This window comes from Martinezella sp. CNPSo 3957, assembly GCF_057784395.1.
The window spans coordinates 266,432-292,610 of record NZ_JBXSOU010000006.1; the positions used below are offsets into that span (position 1 = coordinate 266,432).

Genomic DNA, 26,179 nt, shown 5'->3' on the forward strand with positions numbered 1-26,179 from the left:
CCTCACTTCTGGACGCCGGAGGCGGCTTTCATATCGGTCTTTTCCAGCCCGGCCTGCTCGGCAGACGGCTTGCCATCGGCAGCGGCCTGCTTCACTTCGCCGGTCGCATCGTCGATCGTTACCGGCGATACGGTGACTTCCTGACCGTCGCGGACGCGCTGGACGCCTTCGACGATCACGCGATCGCCGTCGGCAACGCCCTGGTTGACAAGCCAGCTATTGCCGATGCTGCGTTCCACCTTCAACACCCGCTGCTGTACCTTGCCCTCCGCAGTCACGAACATTGCGATCGGTTCGCCCTTCGTGTTGCGGGTCACGGCGCGCTGAGGCACCACAAAGCTGTTTTCGGCAATGCCTTCCTGTATGGTGGCGCGAACATACATGCCCGGCAGCAGGATGCGATCCGGATTTGGGAAGACAGCGCGGACGGTGATCGTGCCGACCGTTTCCGCAACGGAGGATTCGGCAAACTGCAGCGTGCCGGTTTCCTTGTATTGGCTGCCGTCTTCGAGCGTCAGGTGAACCGAAACATTGTTGCCGCTGGTCTTCAGCCGGCCTTCCGCGACGGCGCGGCGAAATTCGAGCAGGTTGGTGCTCGACTGCGTGACATCGACATTGATCGGATCGAGCTGACGGATGGTTGTCAGCGCCGTCGTCTGATCGGCGGTGACGAGAGCGCCGACCGTGACCGTAGAGGCATCGACGCGGCCGCCGATCGGCGCGCGCATCTTGGTGTAGTCGAGATTGATGCGCGCCGTTTCCAGCGCAGCCTTTGCGGATGCTACGTCGGCATTGGCCTGGGCCAATGTTGAAATCGCGTCGTCGAGGTTCTGCTTGCTGACCGCGTCCTGCTGGGTGAGGCTCTTGTAGCGATCGACCTTCGACTGGGCACTCGGCAAGGCGCCTTGGGCCTTTTGCAAGGCGGCGGCGGCGCTGTCATAGGATGCCTGGTAAGAGGACGGATCGATCTCGTAAAGTACGTCGCCTTCCTTGACTTCGCTGCCTTCCTTGAAATTGCGGCTGCGGATGATGCCGCCGACCTGCGGCCGCACTTCGGCGACAAGATAGGCGCTGGTGCGGCCAGGCAGTTCGGCGGTGATGGCGACGGATTGCGGATGCAGCGACATCGCGCTGACTTCTGCCTTTACGACCGGCGCATTGTTCTGCGCGGAATTCTGCTGGTTGCAGCCAGCCAGTAACATCGCAGCGACCAATCCTGCGGCGGTCAGCGACGAGCGGCCGGCTGAAACGCGATTGGATGTCGGCGGATATACGAGTGCAGAAGTGGGAGGAGCGAGCTTTCGCACGTTGCTATTTCCTGTTGCCTTATTTATAGTACCAAGTCGTACCGAAAATATTTATACAGCGTCAAATGTCAATCGTATTCGGTTGTTGGGGTCAATTCGGTGTGCTGACAAAGGAACGAACAGCCAAGGCCAATCAGGTTGCCACACGCCGCCCGCGCGGCCGTCCGAAAACCGTGAGCGACGACGCGCGCCGTGCTGAGATCGTCAGAGAGGCGCGAGCGATCTTCTACGAACTCGGATATGCCGGTACAACCATGGATTTGGTTGCTAACCGATGCCGGATTTCGAAGCAGACCCTTTATAGGCTGTTTCCGAGCAAGACCGATCTGTTTGTGGCCATCATTGCCGAGCATCGCGCATCCATGCTGGCCCTGCCTCGGCCAGAGGATGAGAACCTGCCGTTTGACAAGGCGCTCGAGCAGATATTCATGATCGATATCGATGAAGATCAGGAGCGTGAACGGGACGCTTTTATTCATCTCGTCATCAGTGAATCGCAACAATCTCCGGAGATCGCGATGTTGCTGCATACTTACGGCGGCAAGCAATCGCAGCTGATGTTGGCGGATTGGCTTCTCGAGCAGCAGCGGCGCGGCGTGATCGAGATTGCCGATGCGGCAAGCGGGGCGCGTATGCTGATGAGCATGATCTTCGATGCGATGATCTCGAGGCCGGGCCGTCCGAAGGATTGGACGGACCGCGAAATGCGGCTGCGCCATCTGCGTCATTGCATCGCAATCTTTACCGCCGGCGTCCGGCCGCGCAAGGACGGCTGCTAAACCGCGCCGTTAGAGCGTTTCCACTTTTCTTTGAATCGCGAAAACGCTCTATGCTCTTATTTCCCAACGCATTCCTGACGGAAAACCGCTGCGCACTTTTCCTGGAAGTGCTTTAGCTTCCACCCGGTATGCGACAACCTCGTCGTCCTGACGGTCGCCTCACAGGAAAAATGCCGATATGGCCTGGGGAGCCATACCGGCATCATTTCGTATCCGACAAAGGCCGGAATTATTTAAATTCAGTGTGCCACCACTTTTGCTGTGTCCGTTCCCTTTTCGAACAAGGGATTGGGCAAGCCATTTTCATACATTTCCTGCAACACGGCCCCGAGTGCCAAGTCCAGGCACCAGACCGGGAATTCAGCGTTCAGGTTTTTGGCGCTTTGCCGTGCGTAGGTGATGAGCCGAGCGATTGATGCCAGTTCCTTGAGCGAGTCAGGATCCTGGTATGCTGCGTCGATCGGAAGTGCTGCTGTCATTTCGTACCCTCTATTGCCCCCGTTCCCGGCAGACGAATCGTGTCTGGTCGGGAACATGAGCAAACCGTAACGAAAGTTTTGCAGCTTGGCGCGTGACATGCAGCGTGACACGACGCTTGGTTGCGGCAAATTCCGCTCTTATCGCCTCCAAAGGTCAGGCACGGAAAAAATTGCAACGAGGCGCAATCTCGGCGTCGATCGCTTGACTGGCCGGACCGGCCCGCACCGCAGTTGTGGGCAATAATCCTGCGCCGGCCCAAAGCAGCAACTTTCGGCCTGCCTCGGGTCGACCGCATCGTCATTGTCGCGGGAGCGGCAGCCTCAGTTGCGCAGGCCGACCGACGCGTCCGCTGCATGCGGAATATGATTCGGCAGAATGTCGGAAGCGTTTGCCAAGGACTTGATCAACGTCAGCACGGACTGGCGAACGCTGGGATCGTTGATCTTCATGAACGCCTTGTTGAGGCTGAGACCTTCTTTCGATGTCAGGAAGTCCGACAGATCCTCCAGACCATTGATCGCGCCGAGGCCATCGGTGTTCAGCGGCTGCGAATTGTCCTGCTGGAAGAAGAAGGCAACCGGTACCGCCAGCACGCCTGCAATGGCCTGCAGCCGGCTAGCGCCGATGCGATTGGTGCCCTTTTCATATTTCTGCACCTGCTGAAACGTCACGCCGATCTGTTCGGCAAGCCGCTCCTGGCTCATGCCAAGCATGAGACGGCGCGTGCGCACGCGAGAGCCTACATAGGCATCGATCGGATTCGGTACTTTTGCACTCACGGCGCAATCTCCTTATCACTTAGGGGCTGGTGGAAACACCATGCTCGTACCCTTCTTAGGAAGGGACGCGTCCTTCATCTGCCCGCAAAATGTGCGTTAAATATGAGTGTAACTCAACTAAAAGTCTTTTGCTGCAAAGTTTATAATCCACCCTCGCATAAACCTCAGAAAAGCTGATTCGCGTCAATGCGGATTGAAAATGGAGGATGGCTTGCAACTGTAGACAGGGCAGAGCGGGTTATCCCTGGTGGGAACATAAGCGCGGCTGGCATAGTCGGAGATGCTGCATTGCCCGCGGCCGGCCACATAGCGGTCGTAAAGAACGGGGCCACCACGGGAGGACGGATAGCGTAGTATCACCGCCCGTTCCTCCGCGATAAGTTGCTGCACCGATGCGCACGTCTTGCCGAGCGACTCGTAGCGGGAAATCGCCCATGCCGGCCCGGCTACCGTGATCATCATCAGGACAAGGGCTGCGGCAATGGTCCTCATCGGTGATCCCTCCCAACGAAAGTGTTCCATCTTAGATAGTCGCGACGCGGGAAATGCCAAGATGGAGGAATGCTTCCCGTTGTACGGAAATCGGGCTTTCCGTCGCCGCTGCGGAAAACCGCAGACATTCGAAGCCAGCAGGCGGTAGTCAAGAACTTGCTTTCAGTTCAATGAAAGGTTGGGCGTGCATGTCTCTCCTGCTTCAGGAGGAAGCGCGTGCCGCGCCGTTGTCAATCGGCGCCGGTACACAATTGGAGAGGAGGACTTCATGCGTGCATCCAGCATTCTCAGATATTCGACGGCTTTTTCCATTGCGATAGCCGCAGCCGGATTTGCTGCCACTGCCGCCAACGCCGCTGACAAGATTTCCATCATGGTGGGCGGTTACGAAAAGCAGATCTATCTGCCGGCCAAGCTTGCCGAAGGGCTTGGCTATTTCAAGGAGCAGGGGCTGAACGTCGAGCTTCTCAACGAGCCTGCAGGCGTTGATGCGGAAAACGAAATGCTCGCAGGCGCCGTCCAGGGCGTCGTCGGCTTCTACGACCATTGCATCGACCTTCAGGGCAAGGGCAAGTTCGTCGAATCCGTCGTGCAGTTCAGCCAGGCGCCGGGCGAAGTCGAGCTGGTGTCGGCCAAGCATCCGGAAATCAAATCCCCCGCCGATTTCAAGGGCAAGAGCCTCGGCGTCACGGGTCTCGGCTCCTCGACCAACTTCCTGACGCAGTATCTGGCCATCAAGGCCGGCCTGAAGCTGGGGGAATTCACCTCCGTTCCGGTTGGTGCCGGCCAGACCTTTATCGCCGCCCTGCAGCAGGATGCCATCCAGGCCGGCATGACGACCGAGCCGACGGTCTCGCGTCTCCTGAAGACCGGTGAGGCCAAGGTTCTGATCGACATGCGCACGATGGACGGAACAAGGGCCGCTTTGGGTGGGACCTATCCTGCGGCGTCTCTTTATATGCAGGAGTCTTGGGTCAAGGATCACAAGGATGAGGTGCAGAAGCTTGCGAATGCTTTCGTCAAGACGCTGCATTTCATCAACACGCATTCGGCCGCCGAGATCGCCGACAAGATGCCGAAAGACTTCTATGTCGGCGACAAGGAAGGCTATGTGAAGGCGCTTGAAAACGGCAAGGCCATGTTCACGCCCGATGGCGTGATGCCGGAAGATGGCCCGAAAACCGTTCTTGCCGTGCTTTCCGAGTTCTCCAAGAACGTGCAGGGCAAGGCGATCGATCTGTCGAAGACCTACACGACGGAATTCGTCAAAAACGCCAAATAGTGCGCGGTAGCGTTTCTGGCGCCGGCGGCATATCGAGCCGCCGGCGTCCGCGTTAATAAAATCGCAATGTTCCCTCGCAGGGTTGCGCACTGAAAGCTGACTGAAAGGTTGCCCGCGCTAGTCTCGTTGAGCTTCGTGGAGGAAGCGCCTTTCCAGAGCGTCGTGTGGCGCAAGAATAAAACAGGAGGAGACATTGATGCGTCCATCGCGCACGTTTTTTCATACCGTAGCCCTTTCCCTCGTCATGACAGCTGCTTCGCTTGCAGCCACGGCCGCCAATGCTGCCGACAAGATTTCCATCATGGTGGGCGGCTACGAAAAGCAGATCTATCTGCCGGCCAAGCTTGCCGAAGGGCTTGGTTACTTCAAGGATGAAGGCCTCGAGGTCGAGCTTCTCAACGAATCCGCCGGCGTCGATGCCGAAAACCAGCTGCTGGCAGGCGCCGTTCAGGGTGTCGTCGGCTTCTACGACCATTGCGTCGACCTGCAGGCCAAGGGTAAGTTCATCAAGTCCGTCGTGCAGTTCAGCCAGGCGCCAGGCGAAGTCGAGCTGGTTTCGGCCAAGTATCCCGATATCAAGTCCTTCGCCGACCTGAAGGGCAAGCGCGCCGGCGTCACCGGCCTCGGCTCGTCGACGAACTTCCTGACGCTTTACATGGCGTCGAAGGCAGGCCTCTCGCCGGCTGACATCACGCCTGTTCCGGTCGGCGCCGGTCAGACTTTCATCGCCGCCATGCAGCAGGACGCCATCCAGGTGGGCATGACCACCGAGCCGACGATTTCGCGCCTGCTCAAGACCGGCGAAGCGAAGATCCTCGTCGATCTGCGCACGCTGAAGGGCACCGAAGAGGCGCTCGGCGGTACCTATCCGGCGGCCTCGCTCTATATGGATGCCGCATGGGTCGATGCCCATAAGGAAGAAGTGCAGAAGCTCGCGAACGCTTTCGTCAAGACGCTGCGCTTCATCCATACGCATTCCGCCGCTGAAATTGCCGAGAAGATGCCTAAGGACTTCTACGTCGGTGACAAGGACGGCTACATCAAGGCTCTCGACGCCGGCAAGGAAATGTTCACCGCCGACGGCGTGATGCCGGAAGATGGTCCGAAGACCGTTCTCGCCGTGCTCTCGCAGTTCTCCAAGAACGTCAAGGGCAAGACGATCGACCTGTCGAAGACCTACACGACGGAATTCGTGAAGAACGTCAAGTAAACAGTCAGAACGCCGCTTCCGGCCAGTTTTCAGACAGGTTCCGGAAGCGGCAGTTCAAGAGACTTTGCAGTTCACTGGGCTTTGCGTGCACGCCCTGAAGGCACGCGTCAGGATCAGCACCATGCAACAGGATGAACGCCGTACCCCGGCGATAGAGCTCATCAATGTCAGCCGCCGTTTCGTATCGCCGACCGGCAAGTCGCTGACCGCACTGCGCGATTTCAACATGACCGTCGAGCGCGGCGAATTCGTCGCCGTTGTCGGGCCGACGGGTTGCGGCAAGTCGACGACGCTCAATCTCGTCACCGGCCTTGCCAAGCCGAGCGCCGGCGAAGTCCGCCTGATGGGTGGCCCGGTCAACGGCATCGACCGGCGCGTCGGCTTCGCCTTCCAGACGGATGCGCTCTTCCCTTGGCAGAATGTCATCGAAAACGTCATGGCCGGCCCGCTGTTCCGCGGCAAGTCGAAGGCCGAGGCCGAGAAGATGGCCAAGGACTGGCTTGCCCGTGTCGGCCTTTCCAAGTTTCTGCATCACTATCCGCATCAGCTCTCGGGCGGCATGCGCAAGCGCGTCTCGCTGGCGCAGACCTTCATCAACGAGCCGGAAATCCTGCTGATGGACGAGCCCTTCTCGGCGCTCGACGTGCAGACCCGCACGGTCATGCATGAGGAGCTTCTGAAGCTCTGGGCCGAACGCCAGGCCTCCGTCGTCTTCGTGACGCACGATCTCGAAGAAGCCGTTGCACTCGCCGACAAGGTCTATGTGCTGACGGCCGGCCCGGCGACGGTCAAATCTGTCTACACGATCGACCTGCCGCGCCCGCGCGTCGTCTCGGAGATCCGCTACGAGCAAAACTTCATCGATTATTGCAAGACGATCTGGGACGACCTGCGCGAAGAGGTCGAAACCAGCTATCGCCGTGCCGCGGAAGCGGCATAAGGGAGGATTGATCATGGCAAATACAGCTCTCGAAGCAGGCAATGCTCCGATCTTCCGCGCCGGCACCTCGGACGCGGAAATCGAAGCCGCAGCGCTGAAGGCACTCGCTCGTCGCAAGTATGTCGTCAAGGCATGGCAGATCGGCATTCTGCTCGCTATTCTCGGTCTCTGGCAGCTCGCCTCCGACTTGCACTGGATCGATCCGTTCTTCTATTCGAGCCCATACGGGATCGCACTGCGCCTCTGGGAGTGGATCACCGAGGGCACCGAGAGCGGCTCGCTCTGGTATCACCTCGGCGTCACCATGGAAGAAGCGCTGATCGGCTTCATCATCGGCTCGGTGACCGGCGTCCTTGTCGGTGTCGCCCTTGGTCGCAACAAGCTCGCCTCCGACATCCTCTCGATCTACATCAAGGCGATCAACTCGATCCCGCGCGTCGTTCTCGCGCCGATCTTCGTGATGATCATGGGTCTCGGCCTGGCGTCGAAGGTGGCGCTGGCCTTCATCATGGTGTTCTTCGTCGTGTTCGCCAATGCTTTCCAGGGCGTTCGCGAAGCCGACCGCAACATGATCGCCAATGCCCGCATCCTCGGCGCATCCAACTGGCGGGTGACCCGCAACGTTATCCTGCCCTCGGCGATGAGCTGGATTTTTGCAAGCCTGCACATCTCCTTCTCCTTCGCCATCATCGGCGCGATCGTCGGCGAGTTCGTGGGATCGCTGGCCGGTATTGGCTACCTGATCTCGATCGCCAAGGGCACCTATGACGCAGCCGGCCTCTATGCCGCAATCATCCTGGTGATGGTCGTCACGCTCGGCGCCGAATATGTGATGACGCTCATCGAAAACCGCATCACCCGCTGGCGTCCGCAGCAAAGCCTCGACACGCATTAAGCGTTGGTTTTCTGATACCTCCCAAGGCCAGGGGCCGGGCGTTTCGCCCGGCCTTTTCGTTTTGCGGGCACAGTAGACTCCCTCTCCCCGCATGCGGGGAGAGGGGACTATCCCGCCATCAACGCCGTCCCACCTTCAAACAGCCGGCAGCCGCACGCGGACCAGCAGGCCGCCACCCGTCGCCTCGCCAAGCGTGACAGAGCCGCCGGCGCCGTCGACGACTTCGCGGACGATGGCGAGACCGAGGCCACTTCCCTCCGGTTCCGTGCCCATGATGCGATAGAAGCGCTCGAAGACCTGGGCGCGTTCCGCTTCGGGGATGCCAGGACCGTTGTCCTCGACCCATAGCAGGGCCGTATCGCCGTCGCGGCCGACGCCGACCGTCACGCGGCCGCCCGCTTGCGTGTAGCGCAGTGCATTGTCGACGAGGTTGACCAGCATTTCGCGCAGCATGGTGCCGTCGCCCTCGATATGAACCGCCATCTCATCATCTGCTTCGAGCCCAAGATCGATATTCCGGCGCAGGGCTTCCTCGGCGAGGGTTTCCAGCACACGCCGGGCGGTTTCCGCCAGATCGATGGTGTCGTTTCGCGGCCGGCGGCTGCCGGGTTCGGCGCGCGAAAGCGTCAGGAGCTGGCTGGCAAGGCGCGTCACCTGCCGTGTGCTCGAACGCAATGCCGTCAGCGCCTCGTCGCGCCTGCCGTTGTCGAGCTCGCGCGCTGCTACGCTTGCCTGCGTCGAAATCAGCGCGAGCGGTGTGCGCAGCTGATGGGCGGCGTTCGAGACGAAGCGGCGCTGCGCCGCCATCTGGTTCTGCACCCGCTCCATGTGATCATTGAGGGCGTGGACGAGCGGCCGAAGCTCGTTCTGCACCATATGAGGGTCCAGTGGATCGAGACGCTGGCGGCCACGCTCGCGCACGGCGTCGCGCAGGCGCAGCACGGGAGCAAGCCCGCGCTGCAGGCCGATGATGGTGACGAGCCCGGCAAGCAGGACAAGCGCGAGCTGCTTGGTGAAATCGGACAGCCACAGCCTGCGGCGCATGGCATATTGGCTGTTATGAGTAACGGCAACGGCGACGGAAATCGTGCTGTCCTGATCAAGGCCAACAACCGGGTGGCTCAGCATGAGTACACGCACGCCGTCGGTCCGAAACGTCATGTCCTCGCCGATCAGATCCCGCTTCGGCCGTGGCAGATCGGGAAAACCGGCGATGAGGCTCCCCCATGCCGTGACCACCTGATAAAAAACGCGGTCACCATAGCCGGTATCGAACATTTCCAGCGCAGCCGGGGGAATATCGATCTGCACGGTGCCGCTTCCGTCGACATGCGTTGCTTCCGCGATGACGCGGGCGGAGGCGAGCAGCGTACGGTCGGTGACAAGATCGGCCGTCGCATCGGCGGAACGGAAGCTTAGATAAAGGTTGATGCAGATCGCGCCGATCAGGGTCAATACGACCCAGGCAAACAGCTGCGCGCGAAGACTGCTCGCTACCCCGCCGAGCGCGCGGCTTACAAGGCCCTTGGGTGGTGCAGCCTCATCATTGCGCATGGCGAAGGAGATAACCCAGGCCGCGCAGCGTCGCGATCTGCACGGAGCTGCCTTCGAGCTTCTTGCGGACGCGATGCACATAGATCTCGATGGCGCTGGTATCGGCGAGATCGTCGAAGCCGAAGACGCTTTCGGAGAGGGTCGCCTTGGTGACGGTCGTGCCTGCCTTCATGATCAGATGTTCGAGCACCGCGTGCTCGCGCGGCGTCAGCGCCAGGGATTCTCCGGCCAAAGAGAATTGCCGCGTCCCGCCATCGAACACCAGGTCGCCGACGGCAATCTCCGGAGCGGCGCGGTCGTGACCGCGGCGGACGGCTGCGCGTATGCGGGCTTCGAGTTCGGCAATTTCGAAGGGTTTTGCCAGATAATCGTCGGCGCCGCTGTCGAGGCCGGCAACGCGGCCGTCGAGGCTGGCATTGGCGGTCAGGATGATGACCGGCACCTTGTTGCCGCTCTGACGCAGTCGCTTCAGCAGCGTCAGCCCATCCATCTTCGGCAGCGACAGATCGAGGATGACGATGGCGTAAGCTGCGACTTTCAGCATGTGCTCGGCATCTTCGCCATCATAGGCGATGTCGACGACATACTGCGCCTGACGCAGCGCCTTGCCGAGCCAGGACGCCAGTTCGCGGTTGTCTTCGACGATCAGGAGCCTCATGGCGCGACTATACAGCAAGTGTCGGATATGGCGAACATTTCCGGCGGTTTTCCAGCCTGTGCGTCATCGGTTGGCGAGCCGCAAACCCATCTCCCGGACCTCTCGCAGATACACCTTGCGCGCATAGGGCGGGGTCAGATTGTGGTCGGCTTCGGGAATGATGGTGAGGCGTATGTCCGGAAAATGCTTTAATCCGACACCGTTCTCGCCGAACTCGTCATGGAGATGATCGAGCCCGATATCGTGGGCGCTGTAGATCAGGGACATATCAACGCCACGCTTGGCAAGTGTGCGGAAACCACCCAGCACAGGTCCTTGAGCCGCAGCGAAGATCGGGAACGCGCCGAGCACTTGGCGAGCCGTTCGTATCGCCCGCCGACCGAGCCCGGTCGCCATGTTGCATATGGCGCTCCTTGCATCGACTTGGCCGCCGAAGAGCCGCTTCAGCGTTTCCATCTGCAGGAGTTTGCGCCCATAGGTTTCCAGCGAACGGGGAGCAAAGCGCAGAGCTTCATCGACCGATCGGCTCTCGTCCCAATGGAAGCTGTAGGGATTGACCGTGATGAGGCCGCGGCAGCGCGCATCGCGCAATGCTGCCTGAAAGGCGAGATAGCCGCCGCTGCAACGCCCGACCACATAGGTCGGCAGTAGAGCCCGTCTCTCCAGCAGGTCCAGTGCCTCGGCAACATCGAGATGCTGTTCGCGGGAATAGAGCACCTGCTCGGGGGCGCCGGAAAGCGGCGGGCTGTCGCCGACATTGGCCGTATCGAAACGCAGCGAGGCAATGCCGTCGCGGGCAAGCGCGCGCGCCATGGTGACCGACGTCCGGCCCCAGCCGGCGTGCCTGTCATAGGCTGTCGTCAGGAGCAGCGCGGTCGCGCCGGTGCGCGCACCTTCGGGCTCGCAGAGAATGCCGAACAGGCGGTTGTCTGCGCCGAAACGCAGCGGCGTCTCGCGAAAGCCTTCGCCGATGAGAGGTTCCGCGACGGGCGGCGTAAGTTCGGTCGATGCGGCCTCACCGGTTTTGGCGGCGACCGACCGCACCCATTCGACTATTTTTCGGCCGGTTTCGGTCGGCATAGTGGCGATGGTCGGGTTCGAGACGAGATCGTCGTAACCTTCGTAGAAAGTCTGCGTGACCTCGGGGCCGAGCGTTTCGAGATGGTGCGCAAAGTCGGAATCTCCGGGGCGGCCGGGGCGCGCCAGCACCAGGCAATTCGGCGTTGCGAGCCGATCCAGTGTCATGAGGTTCAGCTTCTTCACTGCATCGGCGGCGCTATCGGCCATCCGGAGGCTTGCGACGGTGACGCCCTCCGTCTGGCGCTGTGCTTCGGCAAGCCCCATGCTCTCATCGATCATCTTCGACCAGGCGGTCAGTTCGCGCAGATAGGCGCGACCTGAGACGACGGGTGCGAGAAAGGCGATGCCGTCGATGCCTGCAAGCCGTTCGGCGAGAGCGGCAGCGATGGTTCCGCCAAGCCCTTGGCTGACGAGGATCAGGCGCTCGCAACCGGAAAGCGCCTTCAGCTTTGCTGCTGCCGCGAGAGCGGTTTCATGCCACGGCTCCAGACCTTTGCCTTCATCGGTCAGATCAAGCGCATCGCCCGTGCCGGCGTAATCGAAGCGCAGGCTCGATATGCCGATATCGGCGAGATCCTCCGCCAGAATTCGCCAGAACTTGCGGACGCACATCTCCTCGAAACCCCAGGGGCTGAGGAACAGGACGGCGCTGCCGCGCGAGGGTTTGACGGCTGATGTGAACAGGCCGACCGTGCCGGCGAAGGTTACCGGGATGGCCGCGGATCTTGTCTGCCCTTCCTTGTCCTGTTTTTCGGCGGCTCCCCAACCAGCCATGCTCGTCTCCTCACATTCGGCGCGGCGCTAAGAGAGCCAGAGCCTGAGTGGCAATCGGATTTATGCGTGCAGGCAATCGCATCGCGATCTTCTGCATGACGTCGATATCTTCGGCTGGAACGGCTTTCAGCAGTCTGAGCGCAATGCCATAGGCCAGCGCGCCGGCGATGATGGCGCCTACGAGGCCTGCGACACCGGTCAGCGCCTGAACGAAACCATAGGCTGCAACCGCGCATAGAATGGCAGCAACCGTGACTTTTGCAAGGTTGATGAGCATACCGCGCGTCGATCCTTCGAATTCCATGCGGCGTACCGTCATCAGGCACAGGGCGACAAAGGCGAGCAGACGGACCAGCGCGGCACCCTCGCCTCCGTAGAAGGGCACGGCGACGGCGCAGCCGACGACCATGACGAAGCTGGCGACGACCCCGATGACGGTGCGTTCGCGCACGCGATCCAGCGAATAGAGATATTGCGTGCAGATCTGCATGAAGACGTAGGGCACGGCAGTCAGGGACAGCAGCGCCACCATGCCGCCGCTCGGCGCAAAGGCCGGGCCGAAGATCGTCACGACAAGTTCCGGCGAGATGGCCGCCAGACCGAAACTCATCGGCAGGGTGATATAGGCAATGCTGCGCGCCACTCCGGCGAAGACCTCGACCGGCAGCTTGTCCGATTCCCTCGCGTGCATCTGCTCGGAATAATAGGGCAAGAGGCTACCGCTCAACTGCACCGGTAGCTGCAGCGCCAGGTTGGCGAGCGACAGGCCGACGGCGTAAAAGCCGACCGCTTCGATGCCCCAGTACCGCTGCAGGAACAAAAGCTCGATGCGGTTGAGGAAGATCGAGCTGTTGATGAGTTCGATCGAGAGAATGAGCGACGAACTGGCGAGAGCGGAAAGGCCGACACCGCAGCTGTTCTTGCGGGCAATCGCAATCCGGAGCGTCGCGATGAACATTGGCAGCTGACCGAGCGCATAGCCGGCAAGTGCGCCGCTGACGCCAAAGGAGATCGCTCCCGCAAGGACGGTAACCAGCTGCAGCGCCGAGCTTATCAAGGTGATGCGCAGGAATGCGCCGACTTGCTGCTCGCCGATCAGATAGTTCTTGCTATAGGCGCCAAGAGACTGAAGAACGAAGAATACGCCTGTTATGGCAATAACTTCAGAAGCATCGCCCGCCCAGTGCAAACGCTCCGTATCCCAATAATAGGCGACATAGCCGGCGAGCAGGATGACGGTTGCGAGAATCGTCGGCTGCAGAAGGTAAGCGGCAAAGCCCAGCCGCTCTTCCGTTGAATAGCCGTTTCCCTTCAACTGCGGCAGGACGCGCAGCAGGGTAACGCCGGCCCCGAGCTCGGCGACGAGCGCGCCTGTTGTCGTCAGCCAGAGAGAGAAGGCGATGATGCCGTTGGCCTCCGGGCCAAGCAGACGCGCCGCGATGATCGAACAGGCAAAGCCGGTCGCAAGCAGGGTCAATCCCGCCGCGGCGTTCAAAACCGAATTTGCCATTATGCTCTTCGTCATGAAGACTGACCGTTCCTCAAATTGCCGGGACTTCGCTCCTATCCGGCTTTTCGTGGGGATAGCGCCAGTTCTATTTCATATGCCTTAATATTTAGGGTTTAATGCTGCCATAAGTTCGTTTTTTACTTTGGCTAATATTCTTTCTCTCTGATGTTGGCCGCAGGGCTTGAGCGGAGGGTTTCATTGTTCAGCCTCATCGTCTGCACGATCGATCGGTTCGATCAGCTGGATCGGCTGTTCCGTTCGCTGACCCAACAGAGTCATGAAGATTTCGAGGTGATCGTCGTCGATCAGAATGCCGACGACCGGCTGCGGGTGCTGATCGACAGCTTTTCCCCTTCCTTCACGATCCGTCACGTCCGTTCGCCGAAAGGACTTTCGCGGGCGCGCAACAATGGCATGGCCGTCGCGGCAGGCGATTACCTCTGCTTTCCCGATGATGATTGCTGGTATGAGCCCGATACGCTTTCGACAGCAGCGGCACTGTTTTCGGCCCATCCAGAGCTCGCGATCGTCACCGGCCGCACGCTCGATGCCGAGGGTCTCGCTTCCGTCAGCCCGACGGGCGAGACGCGGCTGGCGCTGACGCGCTGGAACTATCTGAAGTGCGGCAATTCCAACGGCATTTTCGTGCGCCGCGCGGCGCTTTCCGATATCGGCGGTTTCGACGAGGATCTTGGGGTCGGCTCGGAATCACCGTTCCAGAGCGGCGAAGAGGCAGATTTCCTCCTGCGCGCGCTCGGCGCCGGCAGGCAGGCGATGTTCTTCCCGGAATTGATCGTCCATCACGATCAAGTCACCAGCGAGTATGGGCCGCGGCAGGTAGAGCGAGCCCGCAAATATGGACGCGGCTTCGGCGCTCTGATGCGCAAGCAGGCGTTTCCGCTGTATTATGTCGGCTACCGGCTGTTTCGTCCGGTCGCCGGCTGGCTGGCGGCGCTGGCGCGTTTCAACGTCGATGCGGCACGCTACAAGCGCGCCTGGCTGATGGGCATTCTGGAAGGTTACGCCGCCTGGCCGCGCTGGCGCAGAAGCTGAGGCGATTTGCCTCTCGGCGTCAGCGTCTCGGCATAGACATCCATGTAGCGTTGGGCGACTTCATTCCATGCATAGGCGCGAGCGTCCCGCAGCAATTCCTGCCGCAAGCTCAGATCGTCGGCCTCTAGGCGCTCGAAAGCTGCGGTCAGGGTATCGGCGGCCGCTTCCGGATCTGAGAAATCTGCGAGCATGAGGGCTGGATGGGTTTCGGCCATCGCCTTATAGGCCTCATTGACGTTCAGCACCGGCAGCAATCCGGCACTCATCGCCTCGATCGCCACCAGCCCGAAGCCTTCATATTCTGAAGCCGAAGCGAAGAGCGAGGCGCGGGCGATGATGTTGCGGATCGAGCCCTCGTCGATCGACACATGCAGAGCGACATTGCGTGTCAGATTGCGGGCGGCAATTTCGTTTTCCAGCATCGCGCGATCGAGATCAGACTCGGTGCCGACAATATCGAGGTGCCAGTCGTCATGGCGGGCTGCGAGCACCTTCATGACGTCGAGAAGATGATCGAGCCGCTTGTTGATCGAGAAACGGCCGATGGTGACGACGCGGCGGCGCGCTTCCAGGGCAGCGCAATTGGAAAACTTGCCGACATCGGCGCCGTTTTCGATCAGGTGGACGCGGCTGTTGGCGATCTGTGAAAAGAGCCGCGCGTCGGACTGGCTGCAACAGATGAGAGAGGCATAGCCGAGCGCGGACAGCCGCGTTGCTGTATTGAACCAGACCTTTTTGATGGCTGCATATTTCTGCGTGTGGAAGAAGCCGCCATGCGTGGTCGCGACCATGGGGCGCCCATGCATGAGCTTGCCCCATGCCAGTGCATCGAAGAAGAAGTCGACGGCATGGACATGAATGAGGTCGGCATCGGCCAGATGGCGGAAGACCTTGGGTGCCAGCGGATAACGGCTGGAGCCGGACCAGGGAATGCGGACGATCTCGATGCCGTCGATCGTTTCGCGTTCCGGCAGTTGGCGGTCGGGATCGGAAAACAGGCTGTTGCAGGTGACGACGCGCACGCGATAGCCGCGGGAAACCAGCTGGCGGCAGAGGTTGGCAACGACGTCTTCCAGGCCGCCCTTATTCGGCAGGAATTGGCGCACGACATGCACGATCAGCGGCCCGGTGTGCTTGTTTGCCTGAATATCCGCAACAGCAGATGTCATCGATCCACCCTCGACCTCTATGCCGCGCCGCCCGGCGGGCAATCCGGCGCTGCAGAGCGCCGCCCGTTGATCAGTCGGCAAAGCAGATCATCGGGTCGGTTAAAAAGGGTTTAATCGCGGGCAGAAAGCCGAGCGGTTTCGGGCAAGAGGGTTAATAGCGGGGCGTTGGGCGGGGGTACGGGGAACTTGCGTGGTGGAAGTGGCGACGACGCGATGTTGTGATTGGCTGCTGCTCTTGCGACTGCCCCTCACCCTAACCCTCTCCCCGCTTGCGGGGAGAGGGGACCGGTCCGGCGTTTGCCGCACGCTTTTGGCTCCAACCACAAATCTCGGTGAGCTCCCTCTCCCCGTCTCAACGGGGAGAGGGCCGGGGTGAGGGGCAATCCTGTGAATGTGACTTTAGCTGTAACGCGCTGAACCGAAGTCCGTGCCTCTCAAAACGCGCGGAAGGTCAGCGTCGTCAGCGAGCGGACGATGCCCGGAATATTGGCGATGTGGTCGTTGATGAATTTGCCGATATCCTGCTCTTCGGCAATGTAGACCTTCATCAGGAGGTCGTAGTCGCCGCTGGTGGAATACAGTTCCGAAACCAACTCCGTTTGATAGATGGCATCGGCAACCTCATAGGTCTTGCCGGGGGAGCATTGGAGCTGAACGAAAATGGGCTTCATGAGGTTGTCCTGCTTTTGCCTGCGACCGCGATGGCGATCGGCTTTTCCTCTATCATGGTCGAAAGCGCCGCCGCCATGCAAGTTTTTCTCCAGAGCCGATGATTTTTTGGCATCATGCCATGTCCATCGGATGTCGCTCTTGCCGCTTCCGCAACTTCGCGCGTAGCGCTAGATTGGCGCGATTATCTTTGTCGATTGGACCGATTTCATGCTGAACGACCCACGCTCCCATGGTCTCTGGGAAAAGACCGCCCCCTCGCCGCCAGCAACGAAGCCACTTTCCGGCGATGTCTCCGCCGATGTCGTGGTGGTCGGGGGCGGCTATACCGGTCTTTCGACGGCGCTGCATCTGGCGGAAGCCGGCACCAGCGTCGTGCTGCTGGAAGCCAATGAAATCGGCTTTGGCGGAGCAGGGCGCAACGTCGGTCTCATCAATGCCGGCATGTGGGTGATGCCCGACGATCTGCCGGGCGAGCTCGGTGTCGTTCACGGCGAGCGGCTGCTCGATCTGCTCGGCAATGGGCCGAAGCTGGTGATGGAATTGATCGACAAGCACGGCATCGCCTGTGAGCTCGAGCGCAACGGCACGCTGCATTGCGCCGTCGGGCCGGAGGGGCTGAAGGAAATCGAGGAGCGCGCCCGGCAATGGGGAAAGCGCGGTGCGCCGGTCACGGTGCTGGATGCGCGGGAGACGGAGCGTCGCGTCGGCAGTTCGGCCTATGCGGGGGCACTGCTCGACATGCGCGCCGGCACGCTGCAGCCGCTTGCCTATGCGCGCGGCCTTGCCCATGCCGTGGTCAAAGCCGGCGCTACCATTCACACCGGCAGCCGCGTGACATCGACGGAAAGAAGTGGTGCGAAATGGCTGGTTTCGACCGATGGCGGCAAGATCAGTGCCGACTGGATCGTGGTGGCCACGGATGCCTATAGCACCGGTCCCTGGGAAATGGTGCGGAACGAACAGGTGCATCTGCCCTATTTCAATTTCGCCACCGTCCCCCTCGGCGACAACTTGCGCAAATCCGTGCTGCCCGGGCGCGAGGGGGCTTGGGATACGAAAGAAGTGCTCTCGTCCTTCCGCATGGATCAGGCCGGCCGGCTCGTTTTCGGCAGCGTCGGTGCGCTGCGCAACACCGGCCTTGCCATCCACAAGAACTGGGCTCGGCGATCGATCAAAAAGCTCTTTCCGCAGCTCGGCGACATTCCCTTCGAATGCGAATGGTATGGCAAGATCGGCATGACCGACAATGCGCTGCCTCGCTTCCACAAGCTGGATCGGAATGTCATCGGTTTCTCCGGCTATAATGGCCGCGGCATTGCGCCGGGCACGGTGTTCGGCAAGGTGCTTGCCAGCCATATTCTCGGGCAGATTTCCGAGGCCGATCTGCCGCTGCCGGTGACCGATATCGTCGAGCCGAGCTTCAGGGCGGCAAAGGAAATGTGGTACGAGGCGGGCGCCCAGGCCGCGCATTTCGTCGGCGCCCGGGTGTGAAATAATCGAACCGGCATTACGGGAAGAGGAAACAAGATGACCGCGACATCAGATCTTGCTGCCGAAACCAAGGCAATATTGACGGAGCTTGGTGTATCGGCCGACCGCTACATCGGCGGAACGCTGGCCGTCACCTCTCCTGTGACCGGCGCCGAGATCGGCCGGCTGAAGGAGCATTCTACTGACGAGGCGAGGGCTGCGATCGCTGCGGCGCACGAGGCGTTTCTGTCCTGGCGAAATGTGCCGGCGCCGAAGCGCGGCGAGCTGATCCGTCTACTCGGCGAAGAGCTGCGCGCCGGCAAGGCGGCCCTCGGTCGTCTCGTCTCGATCGAGGTCGGCAAGATCACCTCCGAAGGTCTCGGCGAAGTGCAGGAGATGATCGATATCTGCGATTTCGCTGTGGGACTCTCGCGCCAGCTTTATGGCCTCACCATTGCCACCGAGCGCTCCGAGCACCGCATGATGGAAAGCTGGCATCCGCTTGGTGCGATCGGCATCATCTCTGCCTTCAATTTCCCCGTCGCCGTCTGGTCATGGAATGCGGCGCTTGCCATTGTCTGCGGCAATTCCACCATCTGGAAACCGTCGGAAAAGACGCCGCTGACGGCGCTTGCCGTACAGGCTCTGTTTGAAAAGGCACTGAAGCGCTATGTCGCCGAGGGCGGCGAGGCGCCGGCCAATCTTTCGACGCTGTTGATCGGCGGCCGTGATCTCGGCGAGCTTTTGGTCGATCATCCGCAGGTGCCGCTGGTCTCAGCGACCGGTTCGACGGCGATGGGCCGGGCGGTTGGCCCGCGTCTTGCCGGCCGTTTCGCCCGCGCCATCCTCGAGCTTGGCGGCAACAATGCCGCCATCGTCTGCCCGACGGCCGATCTCGATCTCACCCTGCGTGGCGTTGCCTTTTCGGCAATGGGTACGGCCGGCCAGCGCTGCACGACGCTGCGACGCCTCTTCGTTCATGACAGCGTCTATGACCAGCTCGTGCCGCGTCTGCAGAAGGCCTATGGTACTGTGACGATAGGCAATCCCCTTGAGCCCGGTACTCTCGTTGGTCCGCTGATCGATAAGCAGGCCTTCGACCGCATGCAGGCGGCCCTTGCCGCCGCAAAGGCGGCCGGCGGCAGGGTGACCGGCGGCGAACGCATCGAAAACGGTTCAGCCGATGCCTTCTATGTTCGCCCGGCTCTCGTCGAAATGCCGGAGCAGACCGGTCCCGTCGAGCAGGAAACCTTCGCGCCGATCCTCTATGTCATGAAGTACAGCGATTTCGACAAGGCGCTGGCGCTGCATAATGCCGTGCCGCAAGGCCTGTCGTCCTCGATCTTTACCAATGACATGCGGGAAGCAGAGACTTTCGTGTCGGCGCGCGGATCGGATTGCGGCATTGCCGACGTCAATCTCGGCCCTTCTGGCGCCGAGATCGGCGGCGCATTCGGCGGCGAGAAGGAAACCGGCGGCGGCCGCGAGTCCGGCTCCGACGCCTGGAAGGCCTATATGCGCCGGGCGACCAACACGATCAATTATGGCCGCACGCTGCCGCTGGCGCAGGGCGTCAAGTTCGACGTGGCGTAATGGCACTTTGCTGCGTTGCGATGAGGCGGATGAGGGCGTAGAAGGTCCTTACCCCCCCCTCATCTTGTTCAGGAACTTGTCTCATGCACTTGTCGCTCGCCGAAGCCGAAACGCTTGTTGTGGCGGCTCTGCGGCGAAACAAGGTGAGTGATGCGAATGCCCGCTCGGTGGCGGTCGCGCTCGTAGCGGCGGAGGCCGCCGGGCAGAGTGGTCACGGCCTGCGGCGCGTGCCTGCCTATGCCGGACAGGCCAAGGTTGGTAAGGTCGATGGCTTCGCTCAGCCGCAGCTCAGCCGGCCTTCTCCCGCCGTGCTGCGCATCGATGCCGGCAATGGCTATGCCTATCCCGCGCTCGACCTTGCCGTTGCCGAGCTTCCGGCTGTCGCCCGCGAGCAGGGTATCGCGCTTGCCGCCATCAGCCGTTCGCATCATGCCGGCGTCATGGGCCTGATGGTCGAGCGTTTTGCCGATCAGGGGCTCGTGGCGCTGATGGTCGCCAATGCGCCGGCCTCCATGGCGCCCTGGGGCGGCAAGACGCCTGTTTTCGGCACCAACCCGATCGCTTTCGCCGCACCGCTTCCTGGCGACGAGCCTGTTGTTATCGACCTCGCGCTGTCCAAGGTGGCGCGCGGCAAGGTGATGGCGGCGCGGCAGCAGGGCGCTTCGATCCCCGCGGACTGGGCTTTCGATCGCGAGGGCAGGCCGACCACGGATGCCGAAGAGGCTCTGGCCGGGACGATGGTCCCGGCCGGCGATGTCAAGGGTGCGGCACTTGCTCTCATGGTCGAAATTCTGGCGGCCGGCCTGACCGGCGCCAACTACGCCTTCGAGGCTTCCTCGCTCTTCGACGACAAAGGCGCTCCGCCGGCGCTCGGCCAAACGATCATCGCAATCAATCCGGCTGCGACGAGTACCGCGGATACGGCACAACGGCTGGCCTTGCTGGCAGGCGAAATCACCCGCGATCCGAACGTCCGCCTGCCCGGCCGGCGCGGGCAGAGCTCACGGCGTCTTGCGTTGACGGAGGGGGTTACCGTCGAGGATGAGGTGATTGCGGCGATCGAGAAGCTTTAAGATGTCAAAGGTGCTAGTCGGATGAGTGTGTGTTTGCCGCGCTTTCATACACGGCCCCTCACCCCAGCCCTCTCCCCGCAAGCGGGGCGAAGGAGCTATGGCGCAAAACAGGGTGCTGCATTGATCAGAGGATAGTTGGTTGGCTCGATCGTCCCCTCGCCCCGCTTGCGGGGAGAGGGCTAGGGTAAGGGGCTTGGCAGATAGCCGCTGTGTCGACAGAGGCACCTGACGGCCACCGTATCCGCAGATCAAGCGATGGCAGGCTTTGCGTTCTTCTCGTCCAGCCAGCCGCCGGTGAAGCCGGCGCGTTCGAGGCCGGTGCGGAGGATCGGAGATTGCCGCATCAGGTCCCAGATCATGCCGGTGCGGGCGTTTTCGATCATCATGACCAGCAGCCCCTGGTCGATCGCCACCGAGCGGTCGTCCACCCATCCTTCCGGGCCGGGTCCCTTTACGCTCGGATTGAAGCCGCCGGGAAAGCGGCCGTCGAGCAACAGGTTAGGATAGGTCGAAAGCAGCGCCCGCGTGCCATCAAGTGCGGCTTCGCGGTCGAACGGCAGGCAAGATAGCGGTCCCCATGGGGCGATGGTGCCGTCGTCGGGACCCAGTGGCGCGCCGCGGGCGGCATAACCGAAGACTTTCGGGGCATAGCGCAGGCTATGTTTGGTGCCAGTCGGGTTCGGCCCGTCACAGGCGGAAAGGCCCCAGATATCCTTCGTATAGCCGACGAAATGGCCGGGATTGCGCTCGGTGTAATCGCGTTGCACCGCAATTGCCGCCTGGGTATTGCGGAAGTAATCGGTGTCCTTGTCGGCGACGTGCTTGTCGCGGATGTCACGGAAATCGATCCAGGCATGCGAGAACAGATGGATGAACAGCGGCCCGGCATAGAGAAAGGGCGCGTCCTTAAACATCATCCAGGTATAGGTCGAGGCAAAGGCGTCGTAGCTGGAGGACGGAATCGCATGCGTGGGCGAGGCCAGCGCCAGCACATAGAGGAAAATCGCCTCGTCATAGCCCTGGTAGCGCCAGCGCAGGAAGCCGCTTGCCGGCTTCCAGCCCATGCTGATGGTCTGGCCCCTGTTCAGCGCCCAATGCCAGTCGCAACGCTCGTAGAGGAATTTCGCCTGTTTGCGGAGATCGCGCTCGACCTGGCTGTTTCCGGTGAAATAGGCTGCCGCTGTCAGCACGCCGAGCAGCAGCAGACCGGTATCGATGGTCGAAAGTTCGCTGTTCCAGGCGCGGTTGCCGGTCTCCATATAGAGGAAGTGATAGTAGAAGCCGCGATGGCCGGTGGCGCCACGCTCGGTGCCCTGATCGCTGTTGGCGAAGAAATCCAGAGCGGCCAGTACCCGTTTTGCTGCATCGGCGCGGCTGATCCAGCCGCGCTCGACGGCGACCGGATAACTCGATAGCGCGAAGCCGACGGCGGCAATGCTGCAATGGCTCGTCTTGATCGAGGTATCCGCCACCAGCCCGTTTTCCGGATTGGTATAGAGCATGAAATAGTCGAACGCCGAGCGTTGCAATTGGTCGATCAGCGCGTCGTCGGTTTCGTTTACCTGCTGCAGCATCTTCTATCCATCTCCTCGATGCTCCCATTCCCTGCTGAACATGGGAGCTTGGATAGTTGCAAATCAAAGATGATTAACAATGACATACTTTTGTGGAGGATTCTTTAATATCAGTGGGTTGTTGAAGTCGTCATCCCCAACATCGAGAGGCTGTGGATGCCCTTTCCAGGCGATTTTCGCGGAGATCGCTGGCAAAAGTGGAGGAATAGCTAATGGCACGAGCGCATTTGGCAAGGGCGAAGCATCGATAGTTCGGTGATTCGCGTCGATGAAATGGCTTTAGCCGAGGGCAGTTTCCAGCCTGTGCCTCAGCCGCGCCAAGGTTCTGCCAAACACCATCTCATCTCCAAGGGCTCTGGCAAGCGTCAACGCGCCCTGAATACCGATGACGGCCTCTTCGGCGAGCATTTTCGCCTCGGCACCCGGCACGCCGGCCCTAAGCAACGCGCCACAAAGCGCCTCGATCCAATGATGAAAGTAGCCTCGGATGGCAGCGGAGAAACGGTCGCGCGTTTCGTCCAGCGCAAAGGCGCCGATCAGGCAGACGCGACGGCCGGAGCGGAAATAGCTATCCGTTGTCTCCCACATGCGGGCAATGGCGGCGCGCGGCTCTTCCTCTTCGAGCGGCCTGAACATCTCCGTCACGAACCATGCGTCGATATTGGCCATGATCTCGGCCGCCATCTCTTCCTTGCCACCTGGAAAGAAGTGATAGAGGCTGCCCTTGGACAGTTTGGTACGGGCGGTGATTTCGCTCATCGACGCGCCCTCGTAGCCGAGCTCGCGAAAGACTTCGGCAACGAGGGCAACGGCATCGGATTTTTCGAAGACGCTGCGCACCATCTCAAAGGCCGAGGTCGGAGAGGCCGGGATGATCGTCCGGCCGGCGGCCGAGTGGCCAGTGGAATTTCCGGTCCTCTTCCCTAATGGGCATGTCGTTGATGGAGGCGAAACGGCGCTGCATCAGGCCATCTGCATCGAATTCCCAGTTCTCGTTGCCGTAGGAGCGGAACCAATGGCCGCTGTCGTCATGCCATTCATAGGCAAAGCGAACGGCGATGCGGTTGCCCTCGAAAGCCCAGAGTTCCTTGATCAGTCGATAGTTCAGCTCTTTTGCCCATTTGCGCGTCAGGAATTCGACGATCTCCTTGCGACCGCGCGGGAATTCGGCACGGTTCCGCCACTGGCTGTCTTCCGTATAGACCTTGGAAACACGCTCCGGATCGCGGCTGTTCCAGCCATCCTCGGCTATGCGGACCTTGGCGATTGCGGTTTCGCGGGTGAAAGGCGGGACGAGAGGGGTCGGCATGGTGTGCTCCTTCTAAACTGATTGGTTGTTAATAGACCGATCAGTTTAGAAGATCAAGTACCTTAATTTGCCGCGGCCTCAATGGGCGAATTTTCTGGCTCCGGCGACGCAGGCGACGACGGCGAGGGTTACGACGAGCATCGACCAGCTGACGCTTTCCTTGAGAAGGGCCGCGGCAAGTGCGAAGCCGAAGAAGGGCTGCAGGAATTGCAGCTGGCCGACGGCTGCGATGCCGCCCTGGGCGAGCCCGCGATACCAGAAGATGAAGCCGATCAGCATGCTGAAAAGCGAGACATAGAGGAGGCCGAGCCAGGCAGGACCGCCGATGCCGTCGATGCTGTGCGGCATGGTCATGAGGCAGAGCGCGATGGTGACGGGTAGCGACAGCACGAGAGCCCAGCAGATGACCTGCCAGCCGCCCAGCCGGCGCGAGAGCACGGCACCCTCGGCATAGCCAAGGCCGCAGACGATCACGGCTGCAAGCATCAGGAGATCGCCGGTGAGCGAGGCCGACACGCCTTGCGCCAGCGCATAACTGCAGACCAGCGCGCTGCCGAGGAGGGAGAATATCCAGAAGGCTGGGCGTGGCCGCTCGCCGCCCCGCAGCACGCCGAAGATTGCGGTCGCCAGCGGCAGCAGGCCGATGAAGACGATCGAATGCGCCGAGGTGACATGCTTCAGCGCCAATGCCGTCAAGAGCGGAAAGCCGACGACGCAGCCGAGGGCGACGATCGTCAGCGAGACGATGTCGCCGCGAGCCGGGCGCTTTTCGCGAAAGGCGAGCAACAGGCCAAGACCCAGAAGGCCGGCGATTACGGCTCGGGCAACGGTCAGGAAGAGAGGGTCGAAATCCATGACGGCCAGGCGCGTTGCCGGCAGCGAGCCGCTGAAGATCACCACTCCCGTCAAACCATAAATCCATCCCGTCGTCGTCTTGTCCATGGCGCATGCTCCTTCGTGATATTCGCGGGTATCGGCGCATTTGTCTGGCTGAACCAGAGACGGTACAGTACAATCTGTGCGAACTGTTATGGTCGAAGGTGCAGTACGGATGGATAATCTCTCGATGACCGGCGCTGCCGGCACGACCCGGATCGAAGGCGTGATGGCGGCGATATCAGAGCGCATCGCTGCGCGCAGCCTTGTGCCCGGCGTGCGGCTTCCCTCCGTGCGCAGCTTTGCCAAGACGATGCAGGTGTCGGTTTCGACCGTTGTGGAGGCCTATGAACGGCTTGCGGCCGAGGGGGTGATCCGCTCGCGGCCGGGATCCGGCTTCTATGTCTGCGGGCCGCTGCCGCCCCTATCACTCTCCGAAACCGGGGCGAGATCGGGCCGCAATGTCGATCCGCTGTGGATCTCGCGGCAATCGCTCGAAGTCGGCGACGACGCGCTGAAACCGGGCTGCGGCTGGCTGCCGCCTTCATGGCTGCCGCAGGCGGCCCTGCGCAAGGCGATGCGCACACTGGCGCGCGGCGATATCGGAGTGCTTGCGAATTACGGGACACCGCTCGGCCTGCCGCCATTGCGGCAGCTGCTTGCCCGGCGCCTGGGCGAACATGGAATCAACGTGCCTCCGGATCAGATCATGCTGACGGAATCGGGCACGCAGGCGATCGATCTTCTCTGCCGATTCCTGCTGGAACCCGGCGATACCGTCGTGGTCGACGATCCCTGCTACTTCAATTTCCATGCACTGTTGCGCGCGCATCGCGCCAAAGTCGTTTCCGTGCCTTTCACGCCGACGGGGCCGGATGTCGAGCTGTTTGGTCAGGTGCTCGAACGGTACAAGCCGCGGCTCTACATCACCAATTCCGCCATTCACAATCCGACCGGTGCGGCGCTTTCCCCCGTCACGGCGCATCGGCTGCTGAAGCTGGCCGATGCTTCCGGGCTCATCATCATCGAGGATGATATTTTCGCCGATTTCGAGCAGGTGCCGGCGCCGCGTCTGGCCGCCTATGACGGGCTGGACCGGGTGATCCATATCGGCAGTTTCTCGAAAACGCTTTCGGCCTCCATCCGCTGCGGCTTCATCGCCGCGAAGCCCGAGTGGATCGACGATCTCGTCGATCTCAAGGTGGCCAGCAGCTTCAGCTGCGGGCAAGCGTCGGCCGAACTCGTCTATCTCGCGCTGAAGGATGGAAGTTATCGCAAGCATGTCGAGGCGCTGCGCGTCCGGCTTGCAAAGGCGATGGATGAGGTTTCGGCCCGGCTGGAAGCGATCGGTATCAGCCCATGGCTCAAGCCGCATGCGGGCATGCTTCTCTGGTGCAGGCTTCCGGAAGGGCTTGATGCCGCCGATCTTGCCCGTGCTTGCCTCGCGGAAGGGGTCATCCTCGCGCCTGGCAATGTTTTCAGCCTGTCGGAGACGGCGGGCCGTTTCATGCGGTTCAACGTTGCACAATCGGCCGATACGCGGATCTTCGACGTGCTGGAAGCGTCCATGCGAAAGCTGCGGGCGATACACAAGGATGCCGCTGCGAGCGGCGTTACGGCAGCCTAGAGGTTCCCCGGCGACACGAACAT

The 26,179-nt window shown here is 61.2% G+C and carries 24 protein-coding genes; 10 read left to right on the forward strand and 14 right to left on the reverse strand.

Annotation, left to right across the window (positions count from 1 at the left end):
• Nucleotides 1-2: 2 nt before the first annotated feature.
• Complete coding sequence (locus AC13QE_RS16965) at nucleotides 3-1,307, reverse strand: efflux RND transporter periplasmic adaptor subunit (RefSeq protein WP_132719969.1); 1,305 nt, start codon at nucleotides 1,305-1,307, stop codon at nucleotides 3-5.
• 101 nt (nucleotides 1,308-1,408) lie between these two features.
• On the opposite strand from AC13QE_RS16965, the gene AC13QE_RS16970 reads away from it, so the two are divergent.
• A complete protein-coding gene (locus tag AC13QE_RS16970) occupies nucleotides 1,409-2,086 on the forward strand; it encodes a TetR/AcrR family transcriptional regulator (RefSeq protein ID WP_132719970.1) in 678 nt (225 codons plus the stop codon).
• Nucleotides 2,087-2,325: 239 nt separating this feature from the next.
• Here the strand turns inward: AC13QE_RS16970 and AC13QE_RS16975 are convergent, their stop codons facing one another.
• The 3 genes from AC13QE_RS16975 to AC13QE_RS16985 all read right to left on the reverse strand — a co-directional run bounded on the left by AC13QE_RS16975 (nucleotide 2,326) and on the right by AC13QE_RS16985 (nucleotide 3,837).
• Nucleotides 2,326-2,565, reverse strand: coding sequence for a hypothetical protein (locus AC13QE_RS16975; RefSeq protein ID WP_015341545.1), 240 nt, complete (start codon nucleotides 2,563-2,565; stop codon nucleotides 2,326-2,328).
• A gap of 321 nt (nucleotides 2,566-2,886) precedes the next feature.
• Nucleotides 2,887-3,345, reverse strand: coding sequence for a helix-turn-helix domain-containing protein (locus AC13QE_RS16980; protein WP_132719971.1), 459 nt, complete (start codon nucleotides 3,343-3,345; stop codon nucleotides 2,887-2,889).
• Nucleotides 3,346-3,528: 183 nt separating this feature from the next.
• Entirely contained in the window at nucleotides 3,529-3,837 is a 309-nt protein-coding gene (locus AC13QE_RS16985; RefSeq protein ID WP_488484525.1) for a hypothetical protein, read from the reverse strand.
• A gap of 268 nt (nucleotides 3,838-4,105) precedes the next feature.
• Here AC13QE_RS16985 and AC13QE_RS16990 point away from each other — a divergent pair, with 268 nt between their 5' ends.
• From AC13QE_RS16990 to AC13QE_RS17005, 4 genes are all read left to right on the forward strand, one after another.
• Nucleotides 4,106-5,119: an ABC transporter substrate-binding protein gene (locus AC13QE_RS16990; RefSeq protein WP_488484526.1), complete on the forward strand. Its 1,014-nt coding sequence runs from the start codon at nucleotides 4,106-4,108 to the stop codon at nucleotides 5,117-5,119.
• Between the two features lie 196 nt (nucleotides 5,120-5,315).
• Nucleotides 5,316-6,329 carry an ABC transporter substrate-binding protein gene (locus tag AC13QE_RS16995; RefSeq protein WP_015341541.1) on the forward strand — a complete coding sequence of 338 codons (1,014 nt, stop codon included), beginning with the start codon at nucleotides 5,316-5,318 and terminating at the stop codon, nucleotides 6,327-6,329.
• Between the two features lie 121 nt (nucleotides 6,330-6,450).
• On the forward strand, nucleotides 6,451-7,269 hold the full coding sequence (locus AC13QE_RS17000; protein ID WP_015341540.1) for an ABC transporter ATP-binding protein: 819 nt from the start codon (nucleotides 6,451-6,453) through the stop codon (nucleotides 7,267-7,269).
• A 13-nt stretch (nucleotides 7,270-7,282) separates the two neighbouring features.
• A complete protein-coding gene (locus AC13QE_RS17005; protein WP_112336262.1) occupies nucleotides 7,283-8,164 on the forward strand; it encodes an ABC transporter permease in 882 nt (293 codons plus the stop codon).
• A 135-nt stretch (nucleotides 8,165-8,299) separates the two neighbouring features.
• On the opposite strand, the gene AC13QE_RS17010 is transcribed toward AC13QE_RS17005, so the two are convergent.
• From AC13QE_RS17010 to AC13QE_RS17025, 4 genes are all read right to left on the reverse strand, one after another.
• Nucleotides 8,300-9,718, reverse strand: coding sequence for a sensor histidine kinase (locus AC13QE_RS17010; protein WP_488484527.1), 1,419 nt, complete (start codon nucleotides 9,716-9,718; stop codon nucleotides 8,300-8,302).
• Nucleotides 9,708-10,376, reverse strand: coding sequence for a response regulator (locus tag AC13QE_RS17015; RefSeq protein WP_015341537.1), 669 nt, complete (start codon nucleotides 10,374-10,376; stop codon nucleotides 9,708-9,710). Before AC13QE_RS17015 ends, AC13QE_RS17010 begins: the two co-directional genes overlap by 11 nt.
• 63 nt (nucleotides 10,377-10,439) lie before the next feature.
• Nucleotides 10,440-12,230 carry an alpha/beta fold hydrolase gene (locus tag AC13QE_RS17020; protein ID WP_488484528.1) on the reverse strand — a complete coding sequence of 597 codons (1,791 nt, stop codon included), beginning with the start codon at nucleotides 12,228-12,230 and terminating at the stop codon, nucleotides 10,440-10,442.
• Between the two features lie 10 nt (nucleotides 12,231-12,240).
• A complete protein-coding gene (locus tag AC13QE_RS17025; protein ID WP_488484529.1) occupies nucleotides 12,241-13,755 on the reverse strand; it encodes a lipopolysaccharide biosynthesis protein in 1,515 nt (504 codons plus the stop codon).
• A 183-nt stretch (nucleotides 13,756-13,938) separates the two neighbouring features.
• On the opposite strand from AC13QE_RS17025, the gene AC13QE_RS17030 reads away from it, so the two are divergent.
• Entirely contained in the window at nucleotides 13,939-14,793 is an 855-nt protein-coding gene (locus tag AC13QE_RS17030; RefSeq protein ID WP_488484530.1) for a glycosyltransferase family 2 protein, read from the forward strand.
• Here AC13QE_RS17030 and AC13QE_RS17035 read toward each other — a convergent pair.
• Nucleotides 14,760-15,962 carry a glycosyltransferase family 4 protein gene (locus tag AC13QE_RS17035; RefSeq protein ID WP_488484531.1) on the reverse strand — a complete coding sequence of 401 codons (1,203 nt, stop codon included), beginning with the start codon at nucleotides 15,960-15,962 and terminating at the stop codon, nucleotides 14,760-14,762. The genes AC13QE_RS17030 and AC13QE_RS17035 overlap by 34 nt on opposite strands.
• Nucleotides 15,963-16,396: 434 nt before the next feature.
• Nucleotides 16,397-16,633, reverse strand: a complete 237-nt coding sequence (locus AC13QE_RS17040; protein WP_132719981.1) for an Lrp/AsnC ligand binding domain-containing protein — start codon at nucleotides 16,631-16,633, stop codon at nucleotides 16,397-16,399.
• A gap of 208 nt (nucleotides 16,634-16,841) precedes the next feature.
• Here AC13QE_RS17040 and AC13QE_RS17045 point away from each other — a divergent pair, with 208 nt between their 5' ends.
• The 3 genes from AC13QE_RS17045 to AC13QE_RS17055 all read left to right on the forward strand — a co-directional run bounded on the left by AC13QE_RS17045 (nucleotide 16,842) and on the right by AC13QE_RS17055 (nucleotide 20,770).
• Complete coding sequence (locus AC13QE_RS17045; protein ID WP_488484532.1) at nucleotides 16,842-18,125, forward strand: NAD(P)/FAD-dependent oxidoreductase; 1,284 nt, start codon at nucleotides 16,842-16,844, stop codon at nucleotides 18,123-18,125.
• 36 nt (nucleotides 18,126-18,161) lie between these two features.
• Nucleotides 18,162-19,697, forward strand: coding sequence for an L-piperidine-6-carboxylate dehydrogenase (amaB, locus tag AC13QE_RS17050; RefSeq protein ID WP_488484533.1), 1,536 nt, complete (start codon nucleotides 18,162-18,164; stop codon nucleotides 19,695-19,697).
• A gap of 83 nt (nucleotides 19,698-19,780) precedes the next feature.
• Entirely contained in the window at nucleotides 19,781-20,770 is a 990-nt protein-coding gene (locus tag AC13QE_RS17055; protein ID WP_488484534.1) for an Ldh family oxidoreductase, read from the forward strand.
• Nucleotides 20,771-21,018: 248 nt separating this feature from the next.
• Here the strand turns inward: AC13QE_RS17055 and AC13QE_RS17060 are convergent, their stop codons facing one another.
• The 4 genes from AC13QE_RS17060 to AC13QE_RS17075 all read right to left on the reverse strand — a co-directional run bounded on the left by AC13QE_RS17060 (nucleotide 21,019) and on the right by AC13QE_RS17075 (nucleotide 24,595).
• The gene (locus AC13QE_RS17060) at nucleotides 21,019-22,344 is read right to left on the reverse strand and encodes a glucoamylase family protein (RefSeq protein WP_132719985.1); all 1,326 of its coding nucleotides are present in this window, start codon (nucleotides 22,342-22,344) and stop codon (nucleotides 21,019-21,021) included.
• A 279-nt stretch (nucleotides 22,345-22,623) separates the two neighbouring features.
• On the reverse strand, nucleotides 22,624-23,187 hold the full coding sequence (locus AC13QE_RS17065) for a TetR/AcrR family transcriptional regulator (protein ID WP_488484535.1): 564 nt from the start codon (nucleotides 23,185-23,187) through the stop codon (nucleotides 22,624-22,626).
• A gap of 1 nt (nucleotide 23,188) precedes the next feature.
• Complete coding sequence (locus AC13QE_RS17070; RefSeq protein ID WP_488484536.1) at nucleotides 23,189-23,653, reverse strand: nuclear transport factor 2 family protein; 465 nt, start codon at nucleotides 23,651-23,653, stop codon at nucleotides 23,189-23,191.
• Between the two features lie 78 nt (nucleotides 23,654-23,731).
• On the reverse strand, nucleotides 23,732-24,595 hold the full coding sequence (locus tag AC13QE_RS17075; protein WP_488484537.1) for a DMT family transporter: 864 nt from the start codon (nucleotides 24,593-24,595) through the stop codon (nucleotides 23,732-23,734).
• Nucleotides 24,596-24,704: 109 nt separating this feature from the next.
• Between AC13QE_RS17075 and AC13QE_RS17080 the strand changes: the two genes are divergently transcribed.
• Nucleotides 24,705-26,156 (forward strand): aminotransferase-like domain-containing protein, encoded by a 1,452-nt coding sequence (locus tag AC13QE_RS17080; protein ID WP_488484538.1) that lies wholly within the window; start codon nucleotides 24,705-24,707, stop codon nucleotides 26,154-26,156.
• Nucleotides 26,157-26,179: the final 23 nt, after the last annotated feature.

Bases quoted from the DNA above. Each gene is read 5' to 3' on its own strand.
- AC13QE_RS16975 (WP_015341545.1), bottom strand. From the start codon at position 2,565: ATGACAGCAGCACTTCCGATCGACGCAGCATACCAGGATCCTGACTCG.
- AC13QE_RS16985 (WP_488484525.1), bottom strand. From the start codon at position 3,837: ATGAGGACCATTGCCGCAGCCCTTGTCCTGATGATGATCACGGTAGCC.
- AC13QE_RS16990 (WP_488484526.1), top strand. From the start codon at position 4,106: ATGCGTGCATCCAGCATTCTCAGATATTCGACGGCTTTTTCCATTGCG.
- AC13QE_RS16995 (WP_015341541.1), top strand. From the start codon at position 5,316: ATGCGTCCATCGCGCACGTTTTTTCATACCGTAGCCCTTTCCCTCGTC.
- AC13QE_RS17000 (WP_015341540.1), top strand. From the start codon at position 6,451: ATGCAACAGGATGAACGCCGTACCCCGGCGATAGAGCTCATCAATGTC.
- AC13QE_RS17005 (WP_112336262.1), top strand. From the start codon at position 7,283: ATGGCAAATACAGCTCTCGAAGCAGGCAATGCTCCGATCTTCCGCGCC.
- AC13QE_RS17010 (WP_488484527.1), bottom strand. From the start codon at position 9,718: ATGCGCAATGATGAGGCTGCACCACCCAAGGGCCTTGTAAGCCGCGCG.
- AC13QE_RS17015 (WP_015341537.1), bottom strand. From the start codon at position 10,376: ATGAGGCTCCTGATCGTCGAAGACAACCGCGAACTGGCGTCCTGGCTC.
- AC13QE_RS17020 (WP_488484528.1), bottom strand. From the start codon at position 12,230: ATGGCTGGTTGGGGAGCCGCCGAAAAACAGGACAAGGAAGGGCAGACA.
- AC13QE_RS17025 (WP_488484529.1), bottom strand. From the start codon at position 13,755: ATGACGAAGAGCATAATGGCAAATTCGGTTTTGAACGCCGCGGCGGGA.
- AC13QE_RS17035 (WP_488484531.1), bottom strand. From the start codon at position 15,962: ATGACATCTGCTGTTGCGGATATTCAGGCAAACAAGCACACCGGGCCG.
- AC13QE_RS17040 (WP_132719981.1), bottom strand. From the start codon at position 16,633: ATGAAGCCCATTTTCGTTCAGCTCCAATGCTCCCCCGGCAAGACCTAT.
- AC13QE_RS17045 (WP_488484532.1), top strand. From the start codon at position 16,842: ATGCTGAACGACCCACGCTCCCATGGTCTCTGGGAAAAGACCGCCCCC.
- amaB (WP_488484533.1), top strand. From the start codon at position 18,162: ATGACCGCGACATCAGATCTTGCTGCCGAAACCAAGGCAATATTGACG.
- AC13QE_RS17055 (WP_488484534.1), top strand. From the start codon at position 19,781: ATGCACTTGTCGCTCGCCGAAGCCGAAACGCTTGTTGTGGCGGCTCTG.
- AC13QE_RS17060 (WP_132719985.1), bottom strand. From the start codon at position 22,344: ATGCTGCAGCAGGTAAACGAAACCGACGACGCGCTGATCGACCAATTG.
- AC13QE_RS17065 (WP_488484535.1), bottom strand. From the start codon at position 23,187: ATGGTGCGCAGCGTCTTCGAAAAATCCGATGCCGTTGCCCTCGTTGCC.
- AC13QE_RS17070 (WP_488484536.1), bottom strand. From the start codon at position 23,653: ATGCCGACCCCTCTCGTCCCGCCTTTCACCCGCGAAACCGCAATCGCC.
- AC13QE_RS17075 (WP_488484537.1), bottom strand. From the start codon at position 24,595: ATGGACAAGACGACGACGGGATGGATTTATGGTTTGACGGGAGTGGTG.
- AC13QE_RS17080 (WP_488484538.1), top strand. From the start codon at position 24,705: ATGGATAATCTCTCGATGACCGGCGCTGCCGGCACGACCCGGATCGAA.